Here is a 23,857-nt window from a genome sequence, read left to right on the forward strand (position 1 = left end):
AGATCGTGACCGAAGACTGGTATGTCGGGCGCGATCTGGTCGCTACGCATGATCTGCCGGCCTGGCTGGGACGGGTGCTTCCACAGGGGGTGGTCATGACCCCCCATACCAGCGTTGTGCGCATTGAGCCTGGACAGGTGATCGTGCGCGAGCGCTTCGCCCTGGCAGAGCGCGCCCTGCCCGCCGATATGGTGGTGTTGGGGGTCTATGAGCAGCCCGACCAGGACCTCTACTTCGCCTTGAAAGGGCGCCTCGCTCGTCTGCGCCGCGCCGGCGACTGCGTTGCGCCCCGCCGCATTGAGCAGGCAATCACTGAGGGACGCCAGGCCGGCTTCTGGGCCTGAGCATCAGCAGCCCACTCACGCACGAGTGGAGCAGAGAGCAGGTAAGCCTGCGCCTGAGCAGCACAGGAGGGTCCGCCAATGGCTGGCCAGTTTCAGTATTTATTTACGCCGCTGCGCGTTGGCACAGTGGTGATACCCAACCGCATCGTCTTCGCCGCCCATTTGACGAATCTGGCCGAGGAGAATCAGCCCGGCCCGCGCTTGACTGCCTACTATGTTGAGCGCGCCCGCGGCGGCTGCGGCTTGATCATTACCGAGGAACAGTCGGTTCATCCCAGCGACTGGGCTTATCAGAAACTGATCCACGGTTTCGATCCGCAGGTGGTTCCCGCCTACCGCCGCCTGACGCGCGCCGTTCACGACTATGGGACACGTATCTTTGCTCAACTGAACCACAACGGCATGCAGGCGAGCAGCATCTACTCGCGCCGCCCCGTGCTTGGCCCGTCGCCGCTGGTCGATCCGATCCACCGCGAGATGTGTAAGGAGATCGAGGCCGAGGAGATCGCCGAGATCGTGCGCGGCTATGCACTGGTGGCTCGCCATGTGCGCGAGGGCGGTTTCGATGGGGCCGAATTGCAAGCCTCCCATAGCTCCCTCATTCGTCAATTTCTCTCTCCTTACTACAATCGCCGCCAGGATGGCTACGGCGGCTCGCTGGAGAATCGCTTGCGCTTCGTGCTGGAGGTCATTGAGGCTATCCGCGCCGAGGTCGGTCGCGATTTTCCTCTGGGGATTCGCCTTTGCGGCGACGAGTTGATTCCCAGCGGCCTGACCTTCTCCGATGTGCGCGAGATCGCCCTGCGCCTGGAGGCTACCGGACAGCTTGACTTTATTAATACGAGCATCGGCGAATTTCATAACCTCTATATGGTTGAGGGGTCGATGCATACGCCGCCTGGTTATCAGCTCTTCGTCTCGGCGGGTCTGCGCGAGGTCGTGCAGCTCCCTGTCTTTTGTACTGGGCGCATCAAGGACCCCGTCCAGGCAGAGCGTATTCTGCGCGAAGGGCTGGCCGACATGGTCGACGTGGTGCGCGGCCAGATCTGCGATCCCGCTTTTGCCCGTAAGGCCCGCGAGGGACACAGCGAGAGTATCCGCCTCTGTATCTCTTGTAATCAGTACTGCATCGGTCGGATGGGTCTGAATCTCAGCCTGGGCTGTATCCAGACACCAGCTACGGGAAACGAGCTGCGTTTCCGGCCCCTGCCCCCACGGTCCTCGCCGCGGAGCGGCGTTCGTCGCCCACGGGTGCTTGTTGTGGGTGGTGGACCAGCGGGCATGCAGGCGGCCAAAGTGATTGCGCAACGTGGAGGCCAGGTACGTTTGTATGAGCGCCAGCCAGAGACGGGGGGCCAGATCAACCTTATTGTGCGAGTGCCCGGTCGCGTTGAGTTCGGCGATGCGGCGCGGAATCTCCAGCGCGAGCTGGCTGAAGTGGGCGTTGAGGTGATCACTGCCACCGAGGTCGACGCCGACTTTGTTCTGAGAGAGCAGGCGGACGCGGTGATCATTGCCACTGGCTCGCGCCCGGGGCCAGTTCCCGTGCCGGGCGGCGATTTGCCCCACGTGGCCAATCCCTGGCAGGTGCTTCTGGGAGAGAAAACGGCGGCTGCCGGCCAGCGCGTTCTGGTCTACGATCAGGTCGGCTTCCATCAGGCGACCAGCGTAGCAGAGCTGTTAGCTGAGCGCGGCTGTCAGGTTGAGGTGGTGACGCCGCAGTTCTACGTAGGCGGCGATCTGAGCGTGACCCTGGATATCGAGCTATGGTATCGGCGCATGCTGGCCCACGGGGCGCTCTTCACCCCACATCACTACCTGGCGTCCCTGCACCCCGGCGGAGCGACCATTGTCAATAACTATACCGGCCAGGCCCGCACCATTGACGAGCTGGCGCTGGTGGTCGTGGTCGCTCCCCAGGTCGCCGATGAGGCCCTCTATCAGGACCTCAAGGGGCGCGTTGCACACCTGTACCGCGTAGGAGACTGTCTGGCGCCGCGGCGTGTGGAGCACGCTATTCTCGATGGGGAGCGCGTTGGGCGGGCATTGAGGCTGGATGGTCTGGCTCCTGTCGATGGCGAGTGAGGGAGGCACTGGTTTCGCCGTTGGCTTCTCTTGCCTCGGAGGAGGTCCAACGGCTTGCCGATTTCGCCTTAGATGCTACAATACAGGGAAACCCGCCGTGCTGAGGCCAGGGCGTGGCGCCAGGAAAGCAGCGTTCGCCTGGTTTCTGGTCGCGAGTAGCCCTGGTCTTCAGCCAGTGGTGGGCCCAAGGCCAAACGCTGTTTGTGGAGTAGGTATGTCTGTTGAGCGTTCTTCCTTTTCATCAGAAGAACAGGGAAGGCAGACCCAGGCTGCCGTGTCACCGTCGCCTGATCTGGCTGCTCAGCTGAGTGCTGGCATTAATGCCAACTACCTGGTGGAGCCGCCTGTCCGGCGGGCGAGCGTTCCTCCTCTTCCCCCCGAACGGGCCTTGAGCCTGGCCTGGCTCTATAGCGCGCTCCTTGGCAATGGTCGCTTGCTCGTTTGCCTTGATGAGAGCGCAACCCCCGTGCAATGCTTCTATCCGCATATCGACGGTGGCCCTCATGTGCGTTCCCTGCTTCAGGGAGTCCAGGTCGAGCGCGAGGGCCAAGCGCCGCAGGTGAGCTGGCTCGCTGAAGAAGGCTGGTCGCACGAGCTGCGATATCTGCCAGCCAGCGCAGTGGTGGTCGTGCGCTCGGTGCAACCCAGCCTTGGGCTGGTCCTTGAGCGACGCCTCGCCGTCCATCCTGAGCGCGATCTTCTGGTGATTGAGTTACGCCTGGCTAATCAGAGTCAGGCCACGCTTCGCTGCAGCCTGGTCACCTACGCTGCTATTGACATCGACCTGCGCCCGGCAGGCAACTGTGCCTGGTACGATCCTGAAACGGAACTGCTGACTTTCTTCCATGCTGATCGCTACCTGGCCCTGGGCAGTGACTGGTCCGTGGCTGATTTTGCCTGTGAGCAGAGTCGCCCCGGCGTCGTTGATCTAGCTTTCCAGATGGCCGCTGAGCAGCGCTACAGCCGCCAGGAGTTTGCTGTTGGCCAGGTGGCGGCGGCTCTACGCCATCATCTCGGTGAGCTGCCTTCCGGGGCCAGCCGCAGCGGTGCTCTACTTCTCTCTTTCGGGCCCACTTTGGAGGCAGTGCGCACAACCCTGATCCAGCAGCGAGACCACAGCAGCCAGTTGCTTGAGGAGACGCTCGCGGATTGGCAGCAGCGCTGCGCGCGGTTCATACTCAGTGGTGCGTCAGATGAGATCAGCCGACTCTACGAGCGTTCGCTGATGGTGCTTCGCTTGCTGAGCGATCGAGAGACGGGAGCTATCCTCGCGGCCCCGGAGATGGACCCGACTTTTCGTTCAAGTGGAGGTTACGGGATGTGCTGGCTACGCGATGGGGCATATAATGCCTATGCCCTCGATGTGGCCGGTGAGCACGAGCGTGCCCGTGCCTTCTTTGACTGGGCCCTGCGGGTCCAAGAGGCATCTGGCTGCTGGTACCAGCGCTATGATACTCAGGGGAATCTGGCACCAACCTGGGGACTGATTCAATTTGATGAGATCGGCATCTTTGTTTGGGCCCTGGGCCAACACGTGGGTCTGACTGGCGATGTAGAGTACACTCGCTCAGTCTGGCCGGCTCTGAAACGGGCTGGCAGCTATATGCTGCGCGAGCTGGACCCGGAGACGGGCCTGGCACCGATCACGAAGGATCTCTGGGAAGAGTTCGACGGCATCAGCACCTATGCCTGTGCCACGACCTGGGCCGGTTTTGCCACCCTGGCCCGCCTTGCCACGCTCTTAGGCGCGGAGGCCGAGGCGCAGCAGTGGCAGGAAGCTGCCGCGCGCTTGAAGCAGGCCATTGAGCAGCATCTGTGGAGCGAGTCAGCAGGGCACTTCCTACGCGGTGGACGCTTGAAAGTGGCTCCGCTGGAAGATGACGAAAGGACAGCCCTGGCAGCCGATGAGGTAGCGATCACGATCCGGGGTCGACGCTGGCGCGCGCGCCTTAGCGATCCGACACTCGATATCTCGATCCTGGGACTGGCGGTTCCCTGCGGTGTCTTTGATCCGGCTGACCCTCGGCTACAGGCCACAGCCAGAGCTATTGCCGAGCGGCTGCGCAGTCCTGTCGGCGGCATTCTGCGTTACCAGGGAGATAGCTATCGCGGAGGTAACCCCTGGATACTGTGCACCCTTTGGCTGGCCTGGTACGAGGCTCTGACGGGAAACCTTGCCGAAGCCGAGCAGCTCTATCGTTGGGCCGTTGAACATCGCACTCCCCTCGATCTGCTCGCCGAGCAAGTCAGTCGCCAGGACGGCCAGCCTTGCTGGATTATGCCCCTTGGTTGGTCGCATGCTATGTTTGTGCTGGTTACTCAGGTGTTGAGAGCCAGGGGCCGGCTCCAGGTGCGGGCGCCTGGAGAGGCTTAAGGGAACGAGTGAGTCTCATCAACAACGCTGCAGATGATGCGGTGTCCATGCGAGGTGAGAGTGTGGCTGAACTTTGGGTCGTCCTACAGGAACAAGAGGGTCTGCCCCCTGAGTATAATCAGGAGGTGCTGGCAGAGGCAAAGGAGGTTGCCGGGCAACATCCTGGCCAATTGCAGCTTTGTGCGGTGCAGCTACGCGCTCCTCTTTCTCCTCCTGTAGAGGAGAGCACAGTGCCATTGTTCAAGGCAACTGTGCCTGAACGCTTGTATGTGCTGGAGCATCCCGCACTGGGGCGTTACACAACCGAGGGCTATGTTGCAGCGCTGAGCTGGCTCATCCAGGAACACGCGCCGGCGTTGATCGTGACCAGTGCGACTGTCAATGGCCAGGACTGGGCCCCGCGTCTGGCAGCACAGCTTGGGCTGCCTTTTGTGGCACGCTGCCTGCGTTTCGCTCTGGAGCCAGAGGCCCTGTTGACGCTGCGAGCCCTGTATGGTGGGCGGGCGTACGTCCAGACGCGCACCCGGTTGGGGAGACAGCCGGCGCTGGTGACCTTTGCGCCAGGCACGCGAGGTACACCGCCGGCGACTGGCTCTTCAGCAGTAGCAGACCTGCCTGCGCCAGAGGTGATCACCTACCAGCCTCGGCTTGCGGCTGAGGAGCGGAACCCGTCTCTGCAGCATCTTGGGATTGAGGCCCCCTCAGCAGAGGAAGTAGAGCTAGAAGCTGCCGAGAAGATCGTTGCTGGCGGTCGGGGTGTTGGTCGCGAGGGCTTTGCCGAGTTGGCCGCCTTAGCTCGTCTGCTAGGTGCCGCCGTAGGAGCCAGTCGCGTGGCCACCGATCGCGGCTGGGTTGAGCCAGAGCGCCAGATTGGAGCGACCGGCAAAAGTGTCAGTCCAAGACTGTACATCGCCTGCGGTATTTCGGGTGCAGCCCAACATACCAGCGGCATTCGGGAAGCCCAGACCGTTGTGGCCATCAATCCCGATCGCAATGCGCCGATCTTTGCTCTGGCCGATCTCGGACTCCTGGGCGATGCCAGAGAGATTCTGCGGCGGGCCATTCAGCTCCTGCAGGAAGAGTCGGTAGGGGTCTAAGCGCTTCCGCGGCTCTCTCCGTCCAGCTATCTGGCTCTATTCCGATTGAGCTGGCTAGCTGACTGATCGATGGCAATGGTCTTCTCTCTGGCTTTGCCAGTCGCCAGAAGGAATGGATACAATATATCAAGCCAGGAGCAACACATCCTGACAGACAATTCACGAGAAGCGAGGAGCAAGAGACATCGCCATGAAAGCTGTGCAGTTTGCTCGTTGCGGCGGACCCGAAGTTTTGGAACTACGCGAGGTCCCGGACCCTGTTCCCGCAGCAGACGAAGTGCTCATCGACGTGAAAGCGACGACCGTCAATCGTCTGGATCTCTTTCAGCGGGCAGGCAGCAGACCGGTGCCTGGCCTGCCTTACACGCCAGGTCTAGAGGCGGCGGGTGTAGTGGTTGAGGAGAGCAATGGCTTCAAGGCAGGCGAGCGCGTGCTCACCACGCGGGCGCCAGAGGCACGCGGTGGCGGTGGTTACGCCAGCCGGATCGCGGTGCCTGCCTCTCATCTGGTACGTATTCCTGATGATGTCTCGTTCGAGCAGGCGGCAGCGGCTGGTCTGGCAGCCTCGACGGCCTGGGCTGCGCTGTTCGATCTGGGCAATCTCAAGGCAGGTGAGCGTGTGCTCGTCTGGGCGGGTGCCAGTGGAGTCGGAACCTGGGCCATCCAGTTCGCCAGGCACGTTGGCGCCTGGGTTACGACGACAGCCAGTAATACGGAGAAGTCCGAGACGCTGCGCCGCCTTGGAGCCGATATGATCGTTAACTATCGTGAGGAAAAAGTTGGTCAAGTTGTGCGCAATGCCCACGGCGTCAATCTGGTCATTGAATTAGTCGGTACCACTCTACAGGATAGCATCGATGCCTGTGTGAACGATGGGCGTGTCGTGCTCATCGGTAACCTGGGCGGCCAGCACTCGACTGTTGACACGCAATCCTGGCGCCTCAAGCGGGTGAAGGTTATCGGCGGCGGCACTTTACGCACTTCCCCAGCCAATGAGCAGCGTATTCTGCAGCTGATTGCCGAGAAGGCGGTCTCGCCGATCATAGCGCGTGTCATGCCGATCACCGAGGTGGCCGAAGCCCATCGGCTCCTGGCAACCGGTGAGGTCACTGGCAAGATTGTCCTTCTGCATGCCTGAGCTGCTACCCGTAGCCGGGAAAAAGATGAAGAGGGAAGCTGGTCTGGAGCGCCGCGAGCGCGCCATCGGCGTTCGTGGTTCGATCTGATCCAGGCCGACCTTCCCTCCAGGATCTCAGATACCTCAGAGCGTTTGGCGCAGCGGCTAGCATTGTGGCTATCGGCAGCGAACGCGGCAGAGGAGCGCGCTCCGACGCCAGGCCCACCCGGCCAGGCTGGCACGTGCTGATCGCGAAGCAGCGGTACAGGCAGTACAGCAGTACAGTGTGACAATGAAAGCTGAGACAAAGCGATGCATGCGCAGCAGCAGTTTGATGTGATCGTTGTAGGGGCCGGGCCGGCGGGCAGCAGTGCAGCGTTGGTGCTGGCGCGCGCCGGTTTGCGCGTGGCCCTGATCGAGCGTGGCGAGTATCCCGGCGCAAAGAATGTCTCTGGGGCAGTCTTCTATGCGCCTGGTCTGCTGGCCGAACTACTCCCCACTTTCTGGGATGAGGCCCCTTTCGAGCGCTATATTACGCGCCGAGTCTTGACTTTCCTGGGGAGGGAATCCGCCTTCTCACTCGACTTTCACACCCGCCATTTCGCTCTCCCCCCTTACAATGGGGTGACGGTCCTGCGCCCCAAGTTTGACCGCTGGCTGGCTGGCAAGGCTGTCGAGGCCGGCGCTCTGCTCATTACTTCGACAGTTGTCGATGACCTGCTCTACGAGGGAGAGCGCGTCATCGGGGTTCAATGCCGACGCGACGACGGTGCCCTCTATGCTCCTGTGGTCATTGCTGCTGACGGCGCCAATTCCTTCCTGGCCAAAAAAGCCGGCTTGCAACGAGAGTTCTCCGCTGAAGAGATGAGCCTGGGCGTGAAGGAGGTGCTCCGCCTGGGAGTACGTACCATCGAGGAGCGTTTTCATCTGACGGGCGATGAGGGAATGGCCAGCGAGTATGTGGGCGAGGCCACAGGCCCCATCAAAGGAGGGGCTTTTCTGTATACCAATCGGGAAACACTCTCGCTCGGAATCATTGTCCAGATCGCCTCTCTGGCTCAACAGCGAATCAGACCCTACGAGCTGCTCGACCGCTTCAAGCAGCATCCGGCGGTCGCCCCCCTGGTGCGCGATGGCGTGACACTGGAGTACTCGGCCCATATGATTCCCGAAGGAGGCTGGCAGCTTGTCCCTCGCCTGGCACGCGCCGGCCTGCTGGTGGCTGGCGATGCCGCAGCCCTGGTCTTCGCCGCCGGCATCTTTCTGGAAGGTATGAATTTCGCTGTGGCTTCCGGCCTGGCTGCCGCTGAAACGGCCCTGGAGGCCCACCGGAACAGCGATTTCTCTGCAGCAACCCTTTCAGGCTATCGGAAACGCCTGGAGCAGTCTTTTGTGCTGCAGGATCTGCGACGCTTTCGCCTGACTCCCGCCTTTGTCAATAATGAACGCCTGCAGAATCTTTATCCTGAACTACTATGTCAGGCAGCTGAACAGGTCTTTCGCTCGGAGGGCAGGCCGCGCAAGAAGCTGGGGTCCACGATTCTGACGACGCTGCGCAGTAAGGTCTCTCTGTGGACGCTCCTGCGCGATGGGTGGCAGGCAGGCCGCGCGCTCTTCTTTTGAATGAGCAGTCAGGCGCGCTTTGCCCGTCCTGCTCTGTTTGTGAGTGCGCCTGAGAAGTGCATGGAGTAGATGTGACTATGCAAGAGCTAGCATCTGAGTCAGTGGTGACGCAGCCTATCGAAGAGCGGCTGGAACTGGTGCGTTTCAAGGTCGACAAGAGGCCACACATTCGCGTTCATACAGAGGCCTGCCGGGGCTGTGACCTGACTCCCTGCGTCTATGTCTGTCCGGCGGGGCTGTTCGAGATTCTTGGGGGCGAGATGCATTTCTCCTACGAGCATTGCCTGGAGTGCGGGACGTGCTATGTGGCCTGCGAGCGCAAAGCCATTGAGTGGGAGTATCCCCGCGGAGGCTGGGGCGTGAGTTTTCGCGCCTCATAAGAGGCTCTCTGGTTCAGACTTTTTCGAAGGAAAGGATCACAAACAAAGGAGAGACCATGCGCATCGCTGTCTGCCTGAAGCAGGCTCCTGACTGTAGTTCGGTCTATGTTGATCCCGTCAGCGGCGAGGTGGATAGGGAGCGCTTCGTTCAGACGTTGAACGCCGCTGATGCTTGTGCGCTGGAGGCAGCCCTGCGTTTGAAAGAGCAACGAGGCGGATCGGTTTTCGCTCTCACGTTGGGACCAGACGAGAGCGATGAGGTGCTGCGCGTCGCTTTAGCGATGGGGGCCGATACCGTCGAACGCCTCTGGCATCCGAGCGCTGTCGATTGGGGTCCGCTAAGGATTGCAGCCGCCCTGGCAGCGCGCTTGCGCGCTGACTCTTCTTCCTTGCCCGACTTGATCTTCTGCGGGGAACAGAGCAGCGACTGGGCCTCCGGGACAGTGGGGCCAGCGCTGGCCGCCTACCTGGGTTTGCCCCAAATTACGGGTGTGATCGGGCTGGAGCCGCAGCAAGACCCTTCTGGCCAGCTCCTTCTACGGGTCACTCGCCGTCTCGAGCGTGGCTATCGCGAGCGGTTGCTGGCCAGGCTCCCCCTGTTGCTCACGGTTCATGAGACGCTCAACGAGCCGCGCTATCCTTCGTTGCCTGCCCATCTAGCAGCGTTGCAAGCTACGATCACTGTGCGCGATCCGCTGAGTCTGCCTCAGTTTGTCACTGATGAGGAGGCAGAGGAGACAACAATCGTTGAGGTGCGAATGCCGCGTCCACGGCCACATCGCCTGTCTATTCCCGATAGTCAGCTAAGTCCTTTTGAGCGCATTGGAGAGATCGTCTCTGGTGGTACGTCCCGGCGGCAGACTCGTCTGGTCGAGGGGCAGCCAGAAGAGCTGGCCCATGAATTGGTGCGCTTTCTGAGGGAACGAGGCTTTGTTTGAAGAAGCTGTTCGCTGCCTGTTCATCTAGAGCAGAGGACGAGCAAGCTGTGGCAAGGATCACCCCCACTGTCCTGGCGGGGCATATGCTCCGCCAGGAGTGAGGGATTGTCTGTCTCCATCCCCAGGGCTGGGACTGGCTCAGGGTGTGACCCCCAGGTCCTTACGGATAAGAAGCCCCATCGGATAATAGCCGGCGTCCTCTCCTATGGGCTGACGCTGCCACCACCAGGCCCAGATGCGTTCGGCGGCCAGCACTGGATTGAAGTGCGCCCCCGGCGGCGGATTGTCTCCATAGCTGAGCCACAGCAGCGGCCCTACTCCAACATAGGGGGCCGGCGGCCCACATTGCTGCTTGGCGCTGGGAATGCAGGGAGGCGGCATGTAACCCTGATCCCACCACGAGCGCATCTGATACTGATGATAGAGGTAATCGCCATTGGGGCCAGCGTATTGCTGTGGGAGACCGTTGGCGATACTATCGCCCCCCGCAATGATAACAGGAATGTTTTTAGCTATGGCCGGGCAGCCATTGGGATACTCCAGACAAACGTTGGGATAGTCGCGCAGGTACCAGATCAGCGGCCAGGTTGCATCATCGGTGAGTCCGATGGCGAGCTGATGGCGACCGCCATCCAGCTTGCGATCCAGCTCGTCAATCTTGGCCATCACCCTGTTTACATCCACCGTCGTCTGCACATAAATCAGCATCTCATGCGGCGCATCCGCCTCGTAGACATACGTCACTTCGTACATATTGTGCACCGTCGGCACCAGCAACACTATCCCCGCCAACACCGTCAGCAGCCCCCACTCCAGCCTCCCTCTCCCCCCTCTCTCCTCCCTCGGCTCCCACTCCTCTCTCCTCTCTCGCCAGCGCTTCCAGCCTTCCTGCAGCCAGCTCACCACCAGCTGCACCCCCGGCTCCAGGCCAATCCCCGCCAGCAGCAGCAACGGCAAAGTGATATGGATCGTCAACCACGGCATCTTCTCCGCCGCCCACGAGTACAGCACCAGGTTCCCCACGCACCAGTACACCAGCCACAACCGCAGCCGCGTCGGCCTCAGCAAACAGCGCACCAGTCCCACTATCCCAAAGACCACCCCCACCTGCTCATAGAGCGGGATCAGCAGCAGATAGTAGTACCACGGCTGCCCTCCTCGCGCAACCTGCTGCTGCTCAAGCCAGTAGTAGATACCGGCCCAGATGCCATCGCCAATGCCGCCCCTGATATTGGTAAAGAGGACCGTAAAGAGGACCAGGAAGACGGCCCAGAAGAGCAAGAGCCCAAAGAACCAGTGCGTCCAGGGCATCTTCACCAGCGTCGCCAGCACCGGCTGCCTCTCCTCATCCACCCAGCGCGCGAGACCACGCCGCTGCCGTTGACGAGCTGCCTCCACTGCCGCCTCCCCCTGGAACATCTCCCGCAGCAAGATCACCAACACCACCAGACCCAAAGCGATGCCCAGCCAGGGAATCACCTGCACGGTGCGATCCTTCAACGCTGCCACGAAGGCGTCGGATACTTGTTGATGGGTTGTAATGTAGATCGAGAGATTATGAAGCCAGCGGAAGAGCAGGAGCGCCACCACTCCACCGATCAGGGCATAGGCCAGCAGCAGTAACGGCGCCCACGTCCTCGGCAGCCAGCCCGGCTCTCCCTCCACCTTCTCCCTCAGTCCCCAACGACTCCCCAGCTCCCATACCAGCACTCCCCCCCCATAGCTGCCCACCACCGCTATCGTCAAAAACGTCGCCTCCTTCGTCGCATACGACAACGCCAAGCCCAGCACCCCCACCAGCAGCCAGCCCAGCTTCCTCTCTTGCCCATACCTCACCAGTCCCACCACCAGCAACAGCGTGAAGCAAGCCATGTAGATATCCTCGCGCGCAAACCGCGAGTAGTACACCAGGCTCGGCGACACCGCCAGCAGCACCGTCGCCAGCCAGGCCGCTAGCCGCCCTAGCGAACGCCTCAACAGATACGGCAGCCCCACCATCACCGTTCCCAGCGTCGCCGCCAGCAGACGCACCGTCGTCGTATTCACCCCGTTATCGGGCACACCCACCAGCTGCGCCAGCTTGTAGACCAACGCCATCGCATGAAACTGAAATGGTCCATGCAACAGCGGGTCATAGTGATAGCAATCGCCGAAGGCGAAACAATGCTCCCAGTTCGCAAGCTGATTCATCAGCTGAAGGGAGAAGTAGGCGTGGAGACTCTCATCGTGGTGCAGCGGGCGGACTCCCAGATCCCAGAAGCGCAACACTGCCGCCACCACCAACACCACCCCATACGCCACCCACTCTAGAATCTGCCCACGGCTAACGGTTTTCGCCCGGTCAGCACCACCACGAGCCTGAGAGAGAGGCTGGTCATCCTGACCTGCTTCGACAGGCTGCACAGCTTCTTGCGTGCTCACAGGCGTATTCTCCTGCTCTTGAATCTCAACGGGCAGCTGTTGAGACCCAGATGACGTTGCCTCAGCGCATTCTTCAGCAGGAGATCGCGCATGCTCTCCTTTCAAGTCCAAGTGAGGTCTCCTTCCAGCGTAGAGTCAAAGTTGGTACTGCCTGATTCAGCCTTTCCCGCGTCAGGCCCCGTTCTACTCACTCAAGGCCCTTATTGGGTGCTGGCCACTCATGGAGCAACACCCAGGCCCTTCTTAATAAAGAGGCCCATATCGTAAGCACCATCGGTCGCCCCAAAGGGCTGGCGCTGCCACCACCAGGCCCAGATGCGTTCGGCGGCCAGCACTGGATTGAAGTGCGCCCCCGGCGGCGGATTGTCTCCATAGCTGAGCCACAGCAGCGGCCCTACTCCCCCCCAGGTTTGCTGTCCTGCGCAATTATCGTTAGCCTTGCTCGGCAGACACGGGGGCGGTTTATAGCCTTCATCCCACCACGTACGCATGTGGTACTGATGGAAAAGATAGGCGCCCGTATGCGTGGCGGTATCAGCATACTGGGTCTCAGCCAGATAGAGATTGTCCCCCCCGGCAATAATGACAGGGTAGCTACTGGGATTAGGGCAATCTGCAGGGTAATTATAGCAGGCATGGGGATAGTCGCGCAGGTACCAGATAAAAGGCCAGATTGCATCGTTCATGACGCCGATGGCGAGCTGATGGCGACCGCCATCCAGCTTGCGATCCAGCTCGTCAATCTTGGCCATCACCCTGTTTACATCCACCGTCGTCTGCACATAAATCAGCATCTCATGCGGCGCATCCGCCTCGTAGACATACGTCACTTCGTACATATTGTGCACCGTCGGCACCAGCAACACTATCCCCGCCAACACCGTCAGCAGCCCCCACTCCAGCCTCCCTCTCCCCCCTCTCTCCTCCCTCGGCTCCCACTCCTCTCTCCTCTCTCGCCAGCGCTTCCAGCCTTCCTGCAGCCAGCTCGCCACCAGCTGTACCCCCGGCTCCAGGCCAATCCCCGCCAGCAGCAGCAACGGCAAAGTGATATGGATCGTCAACCACGGCATCTTCTCCGCCGCCCACGAGTACAGCACCAGGTTCCCCACGCACCAGTACACCAGCCACAACCGCAGCCGCGTCGGCTTCAGCAAACAGCGCACCAGTCCCACTATCCCAAAGACCACCCCCACCTGCTCATAGAGCGGGATCAGCAGCAGATAGTAGTACCACGGCTGCCCTCCTCGCGCGACAGCAATCTGCTCGATCCAATAGTACAGACCCCCCCAGATACCATCACCAATGCCAGCCCTGACATTGGTAAAGAGGACCGTAAAGAGGACCAGGAAGACGGCCCAGAAGAGCAAGAGCCCAAAGAACCAGTGCGTCCAGGGCATCTTCACCAGCGTCGCCAGCACCGGCTGCCTCTCCTCATCCACCCAGCGCGCCAGTCGCAAACGCCATCCTCCACGGCCAGCCTTCACTGCCGCCTCCCCCTGGAACATCTCCCGCAGCAAGATCACCAACACCACCAGACCCAGCGCCACCCCTAGCCAGGGGACGACCAGGGACGTATCGTCCTTCAGCACAGCGACAAATTCATCGGAGACGCCCTGGTGAGCAGCAATATAGAACGAGAGATTATGTAGCCAACCCAGAAGCCATTTGGCCAGAACGGCCCCGACCAGAGCATAGGCCAGCAGCAGCAACGGCGCCCACGTCCTCGGCAGCCAGCCCGGCTCTCCCTCCACCTTCTCCCTCAGTCCCCAACGACTCCCCAGCTCCCATACCAGCACTCCCCCCCCATAGCTGCCCACCACCGCTATCGTCAAAAACGTCGCCTCCTTCGTCGCATACGACAACGCCAAGCCCAGCACCCCCACCAGCAGCCAGCCCAGCTTCCTCTCTTGCCCATACCTCACCAGTCCCACCACCAGCAACAGCGTGAAGCAGGCCATGTAGATATCCTCGCGCGCAAACCGCGAGTAGTACACCAGGCTCGGCGACACCGCCAGCAGCACCGTCGCCAGCCAGGCCGCTAGCCGCCCTAGCGAACGCCTCAGCAGATACGGCAGCCCCACCATCACCGTTCCCAGCGTCGCCGCCAGCAGACGCACCGTCGTCGTATTCACCCCGTTATCGGGCACACCCACCAGCTGCGCCAGCTTGTAGACCAACGCCATCGCATGAAACTGAAATGGTCCATGCAACAGCGGGTCATAGTGGTAGCTCAAGATATTCAGCGACAGCTGAAGGGAGAAGTAGGCGTGGAGACTCTCATCGTGGTGCAGCGGGCGGACTCCCAGATCCCAGAAGCGCAACACTGCCGCCACCACCAACACCACCCCATACGCCACCCACTCCAGAATCTGGCTGCGGGACGGTCTTTGACGGCGCATAGCACGTCCGGGAGGCCAGTGACTCGCCATCCTCTCCTGTTCAAGCGAGTCCGTCTGCTCAGCAACCACTCCAGCCAGCAGCTCGCTCTGATCCGACTGACTATCTACAGGCTGATGCTCAAACCTCTTCAAATTCAAGGCCCAACTCCTCATACAACCTTCACCGGAAGAGCGGAGGTCACCCCTATGACAGCACGACCTTATAGATTGTCACACCCTCAGCGGAGTAGACGACCTGTAAGAACGAAGGGAAGTGACCAAGATTGATCGTCTGATACTTCGCCAACTCCAGCGGTCCCACATAGACATAGGTCACATGATAAAGCGTCAGCAGCGAGCGGACAACATTGGCTTGAGGACTGGTATAGATCGTTGCTACATCGCTGGCTCGTCGGTTAAAATCGGCGGCATAGGCCAGATTATTCAACCAATTCACCCGCCACTGATACTCATGGCCAACCCAGCCCATAATGGTCGGCAAGCCAGTAAAGGCCGAGACATGAGCGTAGTCGCTATAGTCCGGGCCAACCGCCTCCACAATGACAGGGTCGCCATCGACATGGGTATTCAGCCAGCGAATCGCTGCATAATCGCTGGGATCGGTCTGGGAAAGATAGGTCAGCCCATCCAGGCTATTGCTCCGTTGCGCGAAATGCTCTGTGCGGGCATAGCTTCCGGCCACTGGATAGACCGCTCCAGCCAGCAACAAGAGGCAAAGGGCCGCCGTCCACACCACCTGCAGACCCTCGGACAGCAGACGCTGCAGCGGCGCCACCATCTCCCCAGGACGCAGGGCCTCCAGGATAAAGAAGAGAGCAGCCCCACAGGCAATTGAGAGCTGAGCCCACGACTGGAAATAAAACTTAAAGACCGTATTCATGCGTGGGTAGCTATCGGCAAAAACATCGCGCAGATAGAACACCTCACAGCCGGCCACCAGAGCAAAAGCCAGCGAGCCAAGCAACAGGGTAAAAGCCAAGGCCCTATCGCGCAGGTGAGAGAGGACCAGAACAGCCCCCACTGCCGCCAGAACGCCCGCCGCCACAAATGTACCGCTATTGCGCATCAGAAGCAGCGTCAGCAGGCCCAGCAGAGCAATCACCCAGAAGCTCAACCACTGAGCGCTGAAGCGCACCAACCACTTGAGCCAACCGGGAGCAGAAGCAGCCGAGGTCTCTTCCTTCTCCGTGGCGGCCTCCTCCTCAGCAAAGGCGGGCAATCTGGCCACACCCGCCACCAGCAGAGAGAGAAAGACGAAAGCGAACAGGCCATAGATCAGAATCTCTTGGCCCGGGGACGAGCGATCAGCAGGACCAACCACCCCGATTCCCTGAGATGGCGACACAAAGCTCAAATAGAAAGGCAAATAGAAGGCCAGCGAGAGAATGATCAGGGGAATCGCCGCCGCAGCAACATCCACCAGGAATGTCCCCCGGAAGCGGCGCCCATGAATCAACCACTGTTGTAGAGCAATACAGACCAGGGTCAGGCCCAGATAGGTCGGATAATCCCAACCATTCATCGTGAAGAGGGCCCCGATGACCAGTGCTGTCGCGCCCAGGGTCAACGGCAGACGCCAGCCACGTCCAAAGATGAAGATCCCCAGCCCCTCACGTTCCAGGAAGAGATTGAAAGCCAAAGCGATCGCCAGAATCGTGAACGCCAGAGCCAGCACATGGGCATGGAAGCAGGAAAGCAGAAAGCTGAAAGCGGGGAATTCATTGATCGTCTTATCAACCACCCGTGAGGGGGCAAACCAATCGAACTGACTGAGGTCGCCATGATCACGCCACCACTGCTGCGTTGCGGCCAGATTGCCCAGTATCAAACCGAGCGCCATTGTCAGCAGTCCGTAAGGGATAGCTGCCGTCAGGCGCGGGAAAGTCTGAGCTGGCGCCTCAGCACGTCCATCATCAGGGGGTAAGCCAGCAGCACGGGCATGCCTGGCCCAGGCGATGATATTGCAGGTCACGCCGAAGAGGTTCACCGCCGTCAGCCCGAAGAAGACACAGATCCCTGTATTAAAAGCGATAGACGGGGATTGTCCCAGCAGCTTTGCCAGTACCACGATCGTAAAGTGAGCGTAGTAGTAGTAATTGATCGGGTAGCCAGCATACCACATATCATTTGGCGGTAGATGAGGACTGCGCATAATTGCAGCAATAAAGCCCTCATCCATGAACATCTCAAAGCCGCGGATATCAGGGCCATAGGAGCGAATCCAGCCGAGCAAAAAGACCATGCCCAGGAAGACCAGCTCGCAACCGACCAGATAGACCACATTCGCACGCACCAGCTTGAAGAGCGTCGCACGCATCAGCAGCAGGCCCGCAAGAGCAGGGATCAGCAGCAGCACGAAGACGCCGGCGATGAAGGCGCGGCTGAAGGGCCACGAATGGACGCACATCAAAGGCAGCCACACACAGAAAGCGAAGAGCGCCAGCGCCAGGGCCTTGCTAAAGGCCCAGCCGCGGTCTGGGAGGTTGCACAAGACCGTGACAGTCAATGGCAGGCAGAGCAGGCCCAGCAGCTCCACCAACGCCCACATCAAGAGCAAGTCAAGCATAGGAATACTCGATCAGTACCACCATAGATTTCTCAGCTCCTGAGCCACCTCGTCACCACCACCTGCAGGCACGAGCCATCTGGCGGCAGAGAATCCCTGAAGCCACCCACGCTCAGCTCGCCTGATCAGAACAAACACCCGCAAGCCACAGAGCCACAGACCTGTACGCCAGCAGGCGGTCGGCAGCACTTCTGAGCCAGCGACCGGGTCCGGAGCCAGTAGGCCCCTCAGTAGGCCCCTCAGTAGGCCCCTCAGCAGCTCTCACTGTCTCCAATTACCAACGAATCTAGCGCCCATTCTGTCCCGCAAGCGGCCTCACCCTGGGAGGATAGAGAACCCAACGTTGACTAAGGCGTCGAGAAGGCACAGCTCAGCGAACTGACAGGCTGGGGCTGGGGCCAGTGCACTCCAGCCACGAGCTTCTCAAAGAGCTGTTGCGGCGTATACGGATAGGGAGTATCACGCACAAAGACGCGAGCGACCGGATGGTCAAAGACCGAATAACTCTCATCGGCTCCGCTGTCGTCGAGCGTAATACCAAAGAGATGCGGACGCACCACAAACTGAGCAGCCAGACGGAAACCCAGCTGTTCACTAAACAGAAGCTGATAGTAGCGAATCGTGAGCGGATAGCGTGCAGGCAAGCGCGGGATCGACTTGTCGAGGCGATCAGTAGGCATCGTAATCGCATCGATTGTCGGCAAGAGCCTGGCCAGGGTACAGGCCTTCTGCGGTGTATCATCTCCATAGAGATCCAGGCCAGTTTGAGGCTGGCCAGCAGCGTTCAAATAGGTTGCCTGCCGATAGAGACCGGGATCGTGCCCATCAACCGGCACAGGTAAAGGATCATCCCACTGCTCGTAGGTCAACACACTGCCCGGTGGCAGATGCGCATAAATCCAGCGCGAAGCCATTACTCGCGTATTTGGCTCGCTATATACATTCAACAAAGCCAGCCCCTGAAAGATCGTGCCAGCCAAAACCACCCCCACTAGTCCATAGCCAACAACGCCCGCCAGGTGCCCGCGGCCCATTCCAGCCTTATCCTGGACCTGGACCCGGCTGCTCGTTAGCCAGCGCTCCAGCCAATCCTGAAGCTGCAGCAACAGAAGCGCGGCCAGCAAGGCGAGGAAAGGATAGAGCGGCAGCATATAGCGCATAAACTTGACGTAGAAACTGCCCGTAATAGCGCCGTAGATCACGATCCAGGAGAGCGGAACCAGCCAGGCTGAGAGCAGGCGGTGTCTGAGCAGATACCAACAGAGCCAGAGCAAGCCAGCCAGGGCCGCCAGACCCAATGTCAGGCCCTGGCCCCACAGGACCATATTCTGCAGCTCGTAAAGATAGGGGGTCGTACCAGCGAACTGGCGCACATAGGGCAGATCGATCAGACCGCGGGCCAGGTCCCCCTGAAACGAGACCTGCTGGAGAAAGTCCCGCGCATCGAGCAAAGCATAGGGCATGGTCACAAAGAAGACCAGTCCAGTCGTGGCCAGCGAGAGTGCAAACAGACCCCAGCCATGCAGGGAGCCTTGACGCCACCAACGCAGTCCAAAAGCCAGCGCCAGAGGCACGATCAAGGGAGCCGCGCTAAACTTAGTCGCGAGCGCCAGGCCATAGCCCACACCGGCCAGGAGTGCCCAGCGGAGTGGCCGCTCACTTTTGACCAGAGCTACACATGCCAGCACGGTGAGAGTGACAAAAAAGACCAGAATGGTATCGACGGCATAAAAATGTGAGAGCTGTAACTGCAGGGGAGTAAACACCATCAAGGCGGCAGTCAGCAAAGCCACCACCCAGGAGCGAGGCCGGCCCGGCTGTTCGTCTTCCACCAAGAAGAGCGCCAACAGAGCGGTGAGCGCAATGGTCCCACTATCAAAGAGGGCCGAAATCACGCGGCCTAACAGTGTGAGCGCGGCAAAATTTGCCAGAGCGGGGAAGAACGGCTTCAGGACCGTGCCCACCGCAGCCAGCAGATAGATCGGGAACGAGCCGTAAGCAAAGAACTGTGGATTCAGAGGAGAGTGAGCGGCGTCCAGAAACTGGGCCCAGCTGGTGGGCCGAGCGATCGCCACCACGTGAAAGAGAATCTCGCGCTCATCGGGATGGAAACTATTACCATCATCCCAATTCAGACCATAGAGGCGAAGCGCTAAGCCGAGCACCGTCAAGGCGATCAGCGCAAGTGGACGCCAGCGAATAACAAGCTTCACGGAGCGCCTCTGTCGTCTCTCTCTAGCAAAGATGCACCATCTATTGTCACCGCTGCCTACTACAGCAAGCTATCGTCTTTTTCCTGTGGTTGTGGCCTCTAGTATAGGAGGATTGCCGGCGGTGGTCAAGAGAGAGGGAACGACTACCGATGGTGGGGCCGCAAAGCATCGAGAGCTATTGCTTAAAGCGATGATCCCGAGTGGCGCCAGAAGTCGAGGGGAGATGCTGGTGAACATAGTCGGACTCCTTCCGCAAAATGGCAGCATCACTGCTCTCTGTCTAAAGGATACCACAGCTCTGGCAGTCAGGCAACAGGCGCCGCTTCAGCTTCACTCCCCCAACGCCCGCGGATATGCTACACTGCCTATGGGAGGGAGGAGGGAGTGAAAAAAATCAGCATCCTCATCACAAGCAGCGAAGCGGAAAGGAGGCCACGAGTGCCTGCACTGGACGAGCAGAGCCTGATGCCCGGCACCGAAGGCATAAACTTTTACGAGGCTGACCCCATCCTGGAGCAATTACTCCAGCGTCACCTCTCTTTCGAGGACTACGAGCGTGCCCAGCCACTGCTTCTGAGCATGGGAGCAGTGGCTTCCGAGCGCATGGATGAACTGGCAGCCATTGCCGACCGACACGGGCCGGTGCTGCGTCAGTACGACCGGCGTGGTCAGCGTATCGACGAAGTCACCTTTCACCCAGCCTATCATGAACTTGAACGCATTGCCTACCAGGATTTTGCCATTGCCGCCTGCACTCATCGCGAGGGCGCTCTGGGCTGGCCGGGGCATGTTCCTCAGCCCATTAAATTCGCCCTGGCCTATCTTGGCATGCAAGCCGAAGCGGGCGTCTTCTGTCCTGTTTCCATGACCGATGCCCTGGCCCGTGTTTTGGAGCGCTACGGCGATGAATTCCTCAAGCAGCGCTTTCTTCCTCATCTGACGGCCCTCAGCCTGGACCAGCTCCAGCAAGGGGCCATGTTCTTAACGGAGAAGCAGGGGGGCTCAGACGTCGGCCAGACTGCCACCATAGCCCGTCGGCACGAGATCAACGAGGGCAGCAGCCAGAACGAGGCCGAGTCGTGGCCCCAATGGCAGCTTTGGGGAGAGAAATGGTTTTGCTCCAACGTCTCCGCCGACCTGATTCTCACCCTGGCCCGTCCCAGCGGCGCCCCAGCCGGAACACGGGGTCTGGGCCTCTTCCTGGTACCCCGTCGTCTGCCCGATGGGAGGCGCAACGCCTACACCATTAACCGCTTAAAGGAGAAACTGGGCACCCGCTCACTAGCCACAGGCGAGGTAACCCTGGAGGGAGCGCTGGCCTATCAGGTTGGCGCTTTGGAACGTGGCTTCGTCCAGATGACCGAGATGATCAACCTGACACGTATCTGGGCAGCCATTGGTTCCCTGGCCGCCATGCGGCGCAGCCTGCTAGAGGCCACGGTGCACGCCCACGGACGCATCGTCTTCGGGCGCCGCCTCTGTGACCACCCTCTCATGCGACGCCAACTGGTCGATCTCCTCCTCGAAGTCGAAGGCTGTGCCGCGCTGGCCTTCGAAACGACGGCGGTTCTGGAACGAGTTGACCGCTACGGACGCGAGGAAGATCGCCGCCTGCTGCGCATCTTGACGCCTCTGTGCAAATACTATATCCCTAAGCGGGGTGAGTACGTTACCCTGGAAGCCCTGGAGATGCGGGGAGGCAACGGCTATGTTGAGGATTGGGTGAATCCCCGCCTGCTGCGCGATGCCATCGTTAACGCCATCTGGGAAGGAGCCAGCAACGTCATCGTCCTCGATGTCGCCCGGGCCATGAGCCGTGAGGGAAGCCACCAGCAGCTCTTCACCTGGCTAGAGGAGCGACTGCGTGCCCTTCAGGACCCTGAGCTGGCTGAGAGTGTTCACGATCTACAGACCAGCCTGCAGCACCTTGCCAGCCGCTTCGAGGCCCTGATGACCCTTGATCCTGACAGCGCCCAGCTCCCCCTACGTGGCCTGGTCGAGCGGCTGGCTCAAGTCACCATCGCCATGCTCTTGCTAGAGCAGGCCGCTACCAGCCGCAGGACCTCACAGCGAGGTGGCCCACGGCAGCGGCTGGTCGCCGAACTCTTTATGCGGCGTCATCTGCAGCCTCACCCCGACGGTTGGCAGGCGGACAACGATCGCCGACCGCTGGAGCAGTTTGAGGTCCTGATTCAGGGAGCCGTACGCTTCCGGCAGGGAACCTAAAAAAGAGGAAAAGCCTTCAGCGATGCCGGCCCGGCGTCGATGCGGGACCGGCATAGAAGGGCCGGCATCGCAACGGCAGACAGGTGACCATAGACGATCTCCGTAGCTGGAGAAGAACGAAGAACAGACAAAGGAGAGAGTGAAGCTCACAGAAGAACGGGACAAGACACAGAGATAAAAACCTCTGCCTCCACCTGCCCTTCAAGGCAGGCCCGGCGGTCTCAGTCAGACAACGGGGGAAAAAGGCGAGGCGCGACGGGGCCTCTGGAGACCCGAGAGAGGGCAATCGCAAGTACTCACTCAGGCCAACACGCCGTCGCGCTCCCCAACCAGACGCTGGATCTCACGCAAGCGCCACTCAGCCCGTTCCACATTCTCCAGAGCCTGGGCCAGAATGCGTTCCTCTAGGGAAGAGAAGGACTGCTCGATTTCGGGATCGATCGAGCCGCCAAGTAGCTCTAGAGCACGATGGAGCCTGGGATCTTCAGTTGCAGCTACCGTTGACATGGCGTGTCACCTCTCGATCAAGAACTGAGTCTGACAGCAAGCAAGTCCATCACAAGCCAAGAAATAAAAACCGGAGCTTCGCCAGTCTCAAGCTATCTCACCAGCCCACATGACAGCAGAGCGGAACCAGCTGAGACTCCTCCGATAGAGATTCTCGCTCCTCAACAAAATACGTGTGAACGCCGAAACAGGTTGCAGCCCCCGCACCACCGCCGACTTTATTCATAGTCTCCATTTCTATGATACGTCTGGCGCCAAAAACGGTATAAAGGGGCTACCGACATTCCTATCTGCAAAAATTCCAAACTGCCAGCTCTTCTCGAGAGGAGGAGTGGGGGAAGCCTCATCTCATGACGTCGCCTGCCACCCTCAACCTCCTCCCCTGTCGTAAGGCACGTCTACTTGACGATCACCGTCAAGTTCATCCCCTGGTGGATCGTACAGTAGAGCTTAAATGTACCAGCGGTGGTGAAAGGGCCAATTTGCTTGGTATCGTTGCCGCTGAACTGCACATCGATCTTGGGAGCACCGGCCTCGATTCCAGGCTTGGCAGTCCCGTTGACCCATGAGCCGTTCTGAATAATGTGTGGTACAGCGACAGTATTGACAAGCGTAATCGATTCGCCCTTTTTAATGGTGATAGAGGAGACCTCGAAGTTCGCGGCATCCATCTTCACCGTGTTCCCCCCACTGGCACTGCTCGCCGCCGAAGAACTACCGCTGCTGTTTGCATTGGCCGCAGTCGAGCTGGTCGTTCCAGGCCGCGTACAGGCCACCAGCAGCAGGCTCACCAGCGCCAGCGCCGTCAACACCAGCCACAGCAAGCGTAGAGGTTTCTGCTCCATAGCAACCTTGTAGCCTCTCAATCCTAGCCGATGCCGAAAGCAGAACAATCTGCACGCACAATAGAGCGCTGTAGCCCCTGGCTAGTGGAGCTAGAGGTAACGCTCTCTCTGTCTCTCGGCTCTTCTTGCTTTCGGGAATATGATACGGCGACTCGCAGCCCCTGCAAATCCGGCAAATACCCGATATTGCGTCGGGTATTTACCTGATCTATTAGCTCAACTGCAAAGAGCAGCATCCCAGCAGCAATCGCTACCCCCGCTCCTCCCCCCTTTGGCCCAGCCGCTAGCTCGTCACGAACAGAAGCCAGGCCCCGCTTTTACACCCGAGCGCGAGCGGCAGAGAGGCCGCCAGTAGCCTCGATAGGCGCTACAGGAGAAGTCGGTCCGACCGGCCCCACCTTCATTATCTTTCTCCAGCTTTTCAGGCTTCTTGAATAGCAGGACCGCTACAAGCAGCCTGACATTGATTTTGCAAATTTTCAACAAGCTACCCCTTCTTGCCCAGGCCCTCCTTGACTTCCGTGAAACAACATGGTATACTCTAGGTGTTCCTGGCAGGGAACATTTCCAGGGAACGACCCTGGCACAAGGCGCAGGCTTTGCTTGGAATCCCGAAAGGAGGTTGTATGCAGATGAAGAAACCGATACGCCTCTTAGGGATGGTGTTCCAAATTGACTAGGAGCGCCCGTAAAAGCGGGCTATCCGAGCCTCTGAGCGCTGC

At 60.0% G+C, this 23,857-nt stretch carries 15 protein-coding genes and 1 pseudogene; 10 read left to right on the forward strand and 6 right to left on the reverse strand.

Annotated features, from left to right (window positions below):
- The 8 genes and pseudogenes from BGC09_RS22950 to BGC09_RS15690 all read left to right on the forward strand — a co-directional run.
- A pseudogene (locus BGC09_RS22950) lies at positions 1-344 on the forward strand (mycofactocin system FadH/OYE family oxidoreductase 2); the annotation flags it as partial.
- 78 nt (positions 345-422) lie between these two features.
- Complete coding sequence (locus BGC09_RS15660; protein ID WP_069805043.1) at positions 423-2,429, forward strand: mycofactocin system FadH/OYE family oxidoreductase 2; 2,007 nt, start codon at positions 423-425, stop codon at positions 2,427-2,429.
- Between the two features lie 214 nt (positions 2,430-2,643).
- Entirely contained in the window at positions 2,644-4,803 is a 2,160-nt protein-coding gene (locus BGC09_RS15665) for a glycoside hydrolase family 15 protein (protein ID WP_069805045.1), read from the forward strand.
- A gap of 62 nt (positions 4,804-4,865) precedes the next feature.
- Positions 4,866-5,900 (forward strand): electron transfer flavoprotein subunit alpha/FixB family protein, encoded by a 1,035-nt coding sequence (locus BGC09_RS15670; protein ID WP_176728947.1) that lies wholly within the window; start codon positions 4,866-4,868, stop codon positions 5,898-5,900.
- A gap of 190 nt (positions 5,901-6,090) precedes the next feature.
- A complete protein-coding gene (locus tag BGC09_RS15675; RefSeq protein WP_069805049.1) occupies positions 6,091-7,038 on the forward strand; it encodes a quinone oxidoreductase family protein in 948 nt (315 codons plus the stop codon).
- Positions 7,039-7,329: 291 nt separating this feature from the next.
- Positions 7,330-8,640 carry an FAD-dependent oxidoreductase gene (locus tag BGC09_RS15680; RefSeq protein ID WP_069805051.1) on the forward strand — a complete coding sequence of 437 codons (1,311 nt, stop codon included), beginning with the start codon at positions 7,330-7,332 and terminating at the stop codon, positions 8,638-8,640.
- 77 nt (positions 8,641-8,717) lie between these two features.
- The gene (locus BGC09_RS15685; protein WP_069805053.1) at positions 8,718-9,020 is read left to right on the forward strand and encodes a ferredoxin family protein; all 303 of its coding nucleotides are present in this window, start codon (positions 8,718-8,720) and stop codon (positions 9,018-9,020) included.
- A 56-nt stretch (positions 9,021-9,076) separates the two neighbouring features.
- On the forward strand, positions 9,077-9,958 hold the full coding sequence (locus tag BGC09_RS15690) for an electron transfer flavoprotein subunit beta/FixA family protein (RefSeq protein ID WP_069805055.1): 882 nt from the start codon (positions 9,077-9,079) through the stop codon (positions 9,956-9,958).
- A 138-nt stretch (positions 9,959-10,096) separates the two neighbouring features.
- Here the strand turns inward: BGC09_RS15690 and BGC09_RS15695 are convergent, their stop codons facing one another.
- The 4 genes from BGC09_RS15695 to BGC09_RS15710 all read right to left on the reverse strand — a co-directional run bounded on the left by BGC09_RS15695 (position 10,097) and on the right by BGC09_RS15710 (position 19,557).
- Positions 10,097-12,379: a flippase activity-associated protein Agl23 gene (locus BGC09_RS15695; RefSeq protein WP_176728948.1), complete on the reverse strand. Its 2,283-nt coding sequence runs from the start codon at positions 12,377-12,379 to the stop codon at positions 10,097-10,099.
- Positions 12,380-12,597: 218 nt separating this feature from the next.
- Entirely contained in the window at positions 12,598-14,916 is a 2,319-nt protein-coding gene (locus BGC09_RS15700) for a flippase activity-associated protein Agl23 (protein WP_069805060.1), read from the reverse strand.
- A gap of 46 nt (positions 14,917-14,962) precedes the next feature.
- Entirely contained in the window at positions 14,963-17,344 is a 2,382-nt protein-coding gene (locus BGC09_RS15705; protein ID WP_069805062.1) for a DUF2298 domain-containing protein, read from the reverse strand.
- Positions 17,345-17,691: 347 nt separating this feature from the next.
- Positions 17,692-19,557, reverse strand: coding sequence for a phospholipid carrier-dependent glycosyltransferase (locus tag BGC09_RS15710; protein ID WP_069805064.1), 1,866 nt, complete (start codon positions 19,555-19,557; stop codon positions 17,692-17,694).
- A 438-nt stretch (positions 19,558-19,995) separates the two neighbouring features.
- Here BGC09_RS15710 and BGC09_RS15715 point away from each other — a divergent pair, with 438 nt between their 5' ends.
- Positions 19,996-21,783 carry an acyl-CoA dehydrogenase family protein gene (locus BGC09_RS15715; protein WP_069805066.1) on the forward strand — a complete coding sequence of 596 codons (1,788 nt, stop codon included), beginning with the start codon at positions 19,996-19,998 and terminating at the stop codon, positions 21,781-21,783.
- A gap of 300 nt (positions 21,784-22,083) precedes the next feature.
- On the opposite strand, the gene BGC09_RS15720 is transcribed toward BGC09_RS15715, so the two are convergent.
- A complete protein-coding gene (locus tag BGC09_RS15720; RefSeq protein ID WP_052888583.1) occupies positions 22,084-22,290 on the reverse strand; it encodes a hypothetical protein in 207 nt (68 codons plus the stop codon).
- Positions 22,291-22,688: 398 nt separating this feature from the next.
- Positions 22,689-23,135: a cupredoxin domain-containing protein gene (locus BGC09_RS15725; protein WP_069805068.1), complete on the reverse strand. Its 447-nt coding sequence runs from the start codon at positions 23,133-23,135 to the stop codon at positions 22,689-22,691.
- A gap of 463 nt (positions 23,136-23,598) precedes the next feature.
- On the opposite strand from BGC09_RS15725, the gene BGC09_RS22595 reads away from it, so the two are divergent.
- Complete coding sequence (locus BGC09_RS22595) at positions 23,599-23,811, forward strand: hypothetical protein (RefSeq protein ID WP_141727812.1); 213 nt, start codon at positions 23,599-23,601, stop codon at positions 23,809-23,811.
- Positions 23,812-23,857 lie beyond the last annotated feature (46 nt).

This window comes from Thermogemmatispora onikobensis, from assembly GCF_001748285.1.
GTDB classification, from domain to species: Bacteria; Chloroflexota; Ktedonobacteria; order Ktedonobacterales; family Ktedonobacteraceae; genus Thermogemmatispora; species Thermogemmatispora onikobensis.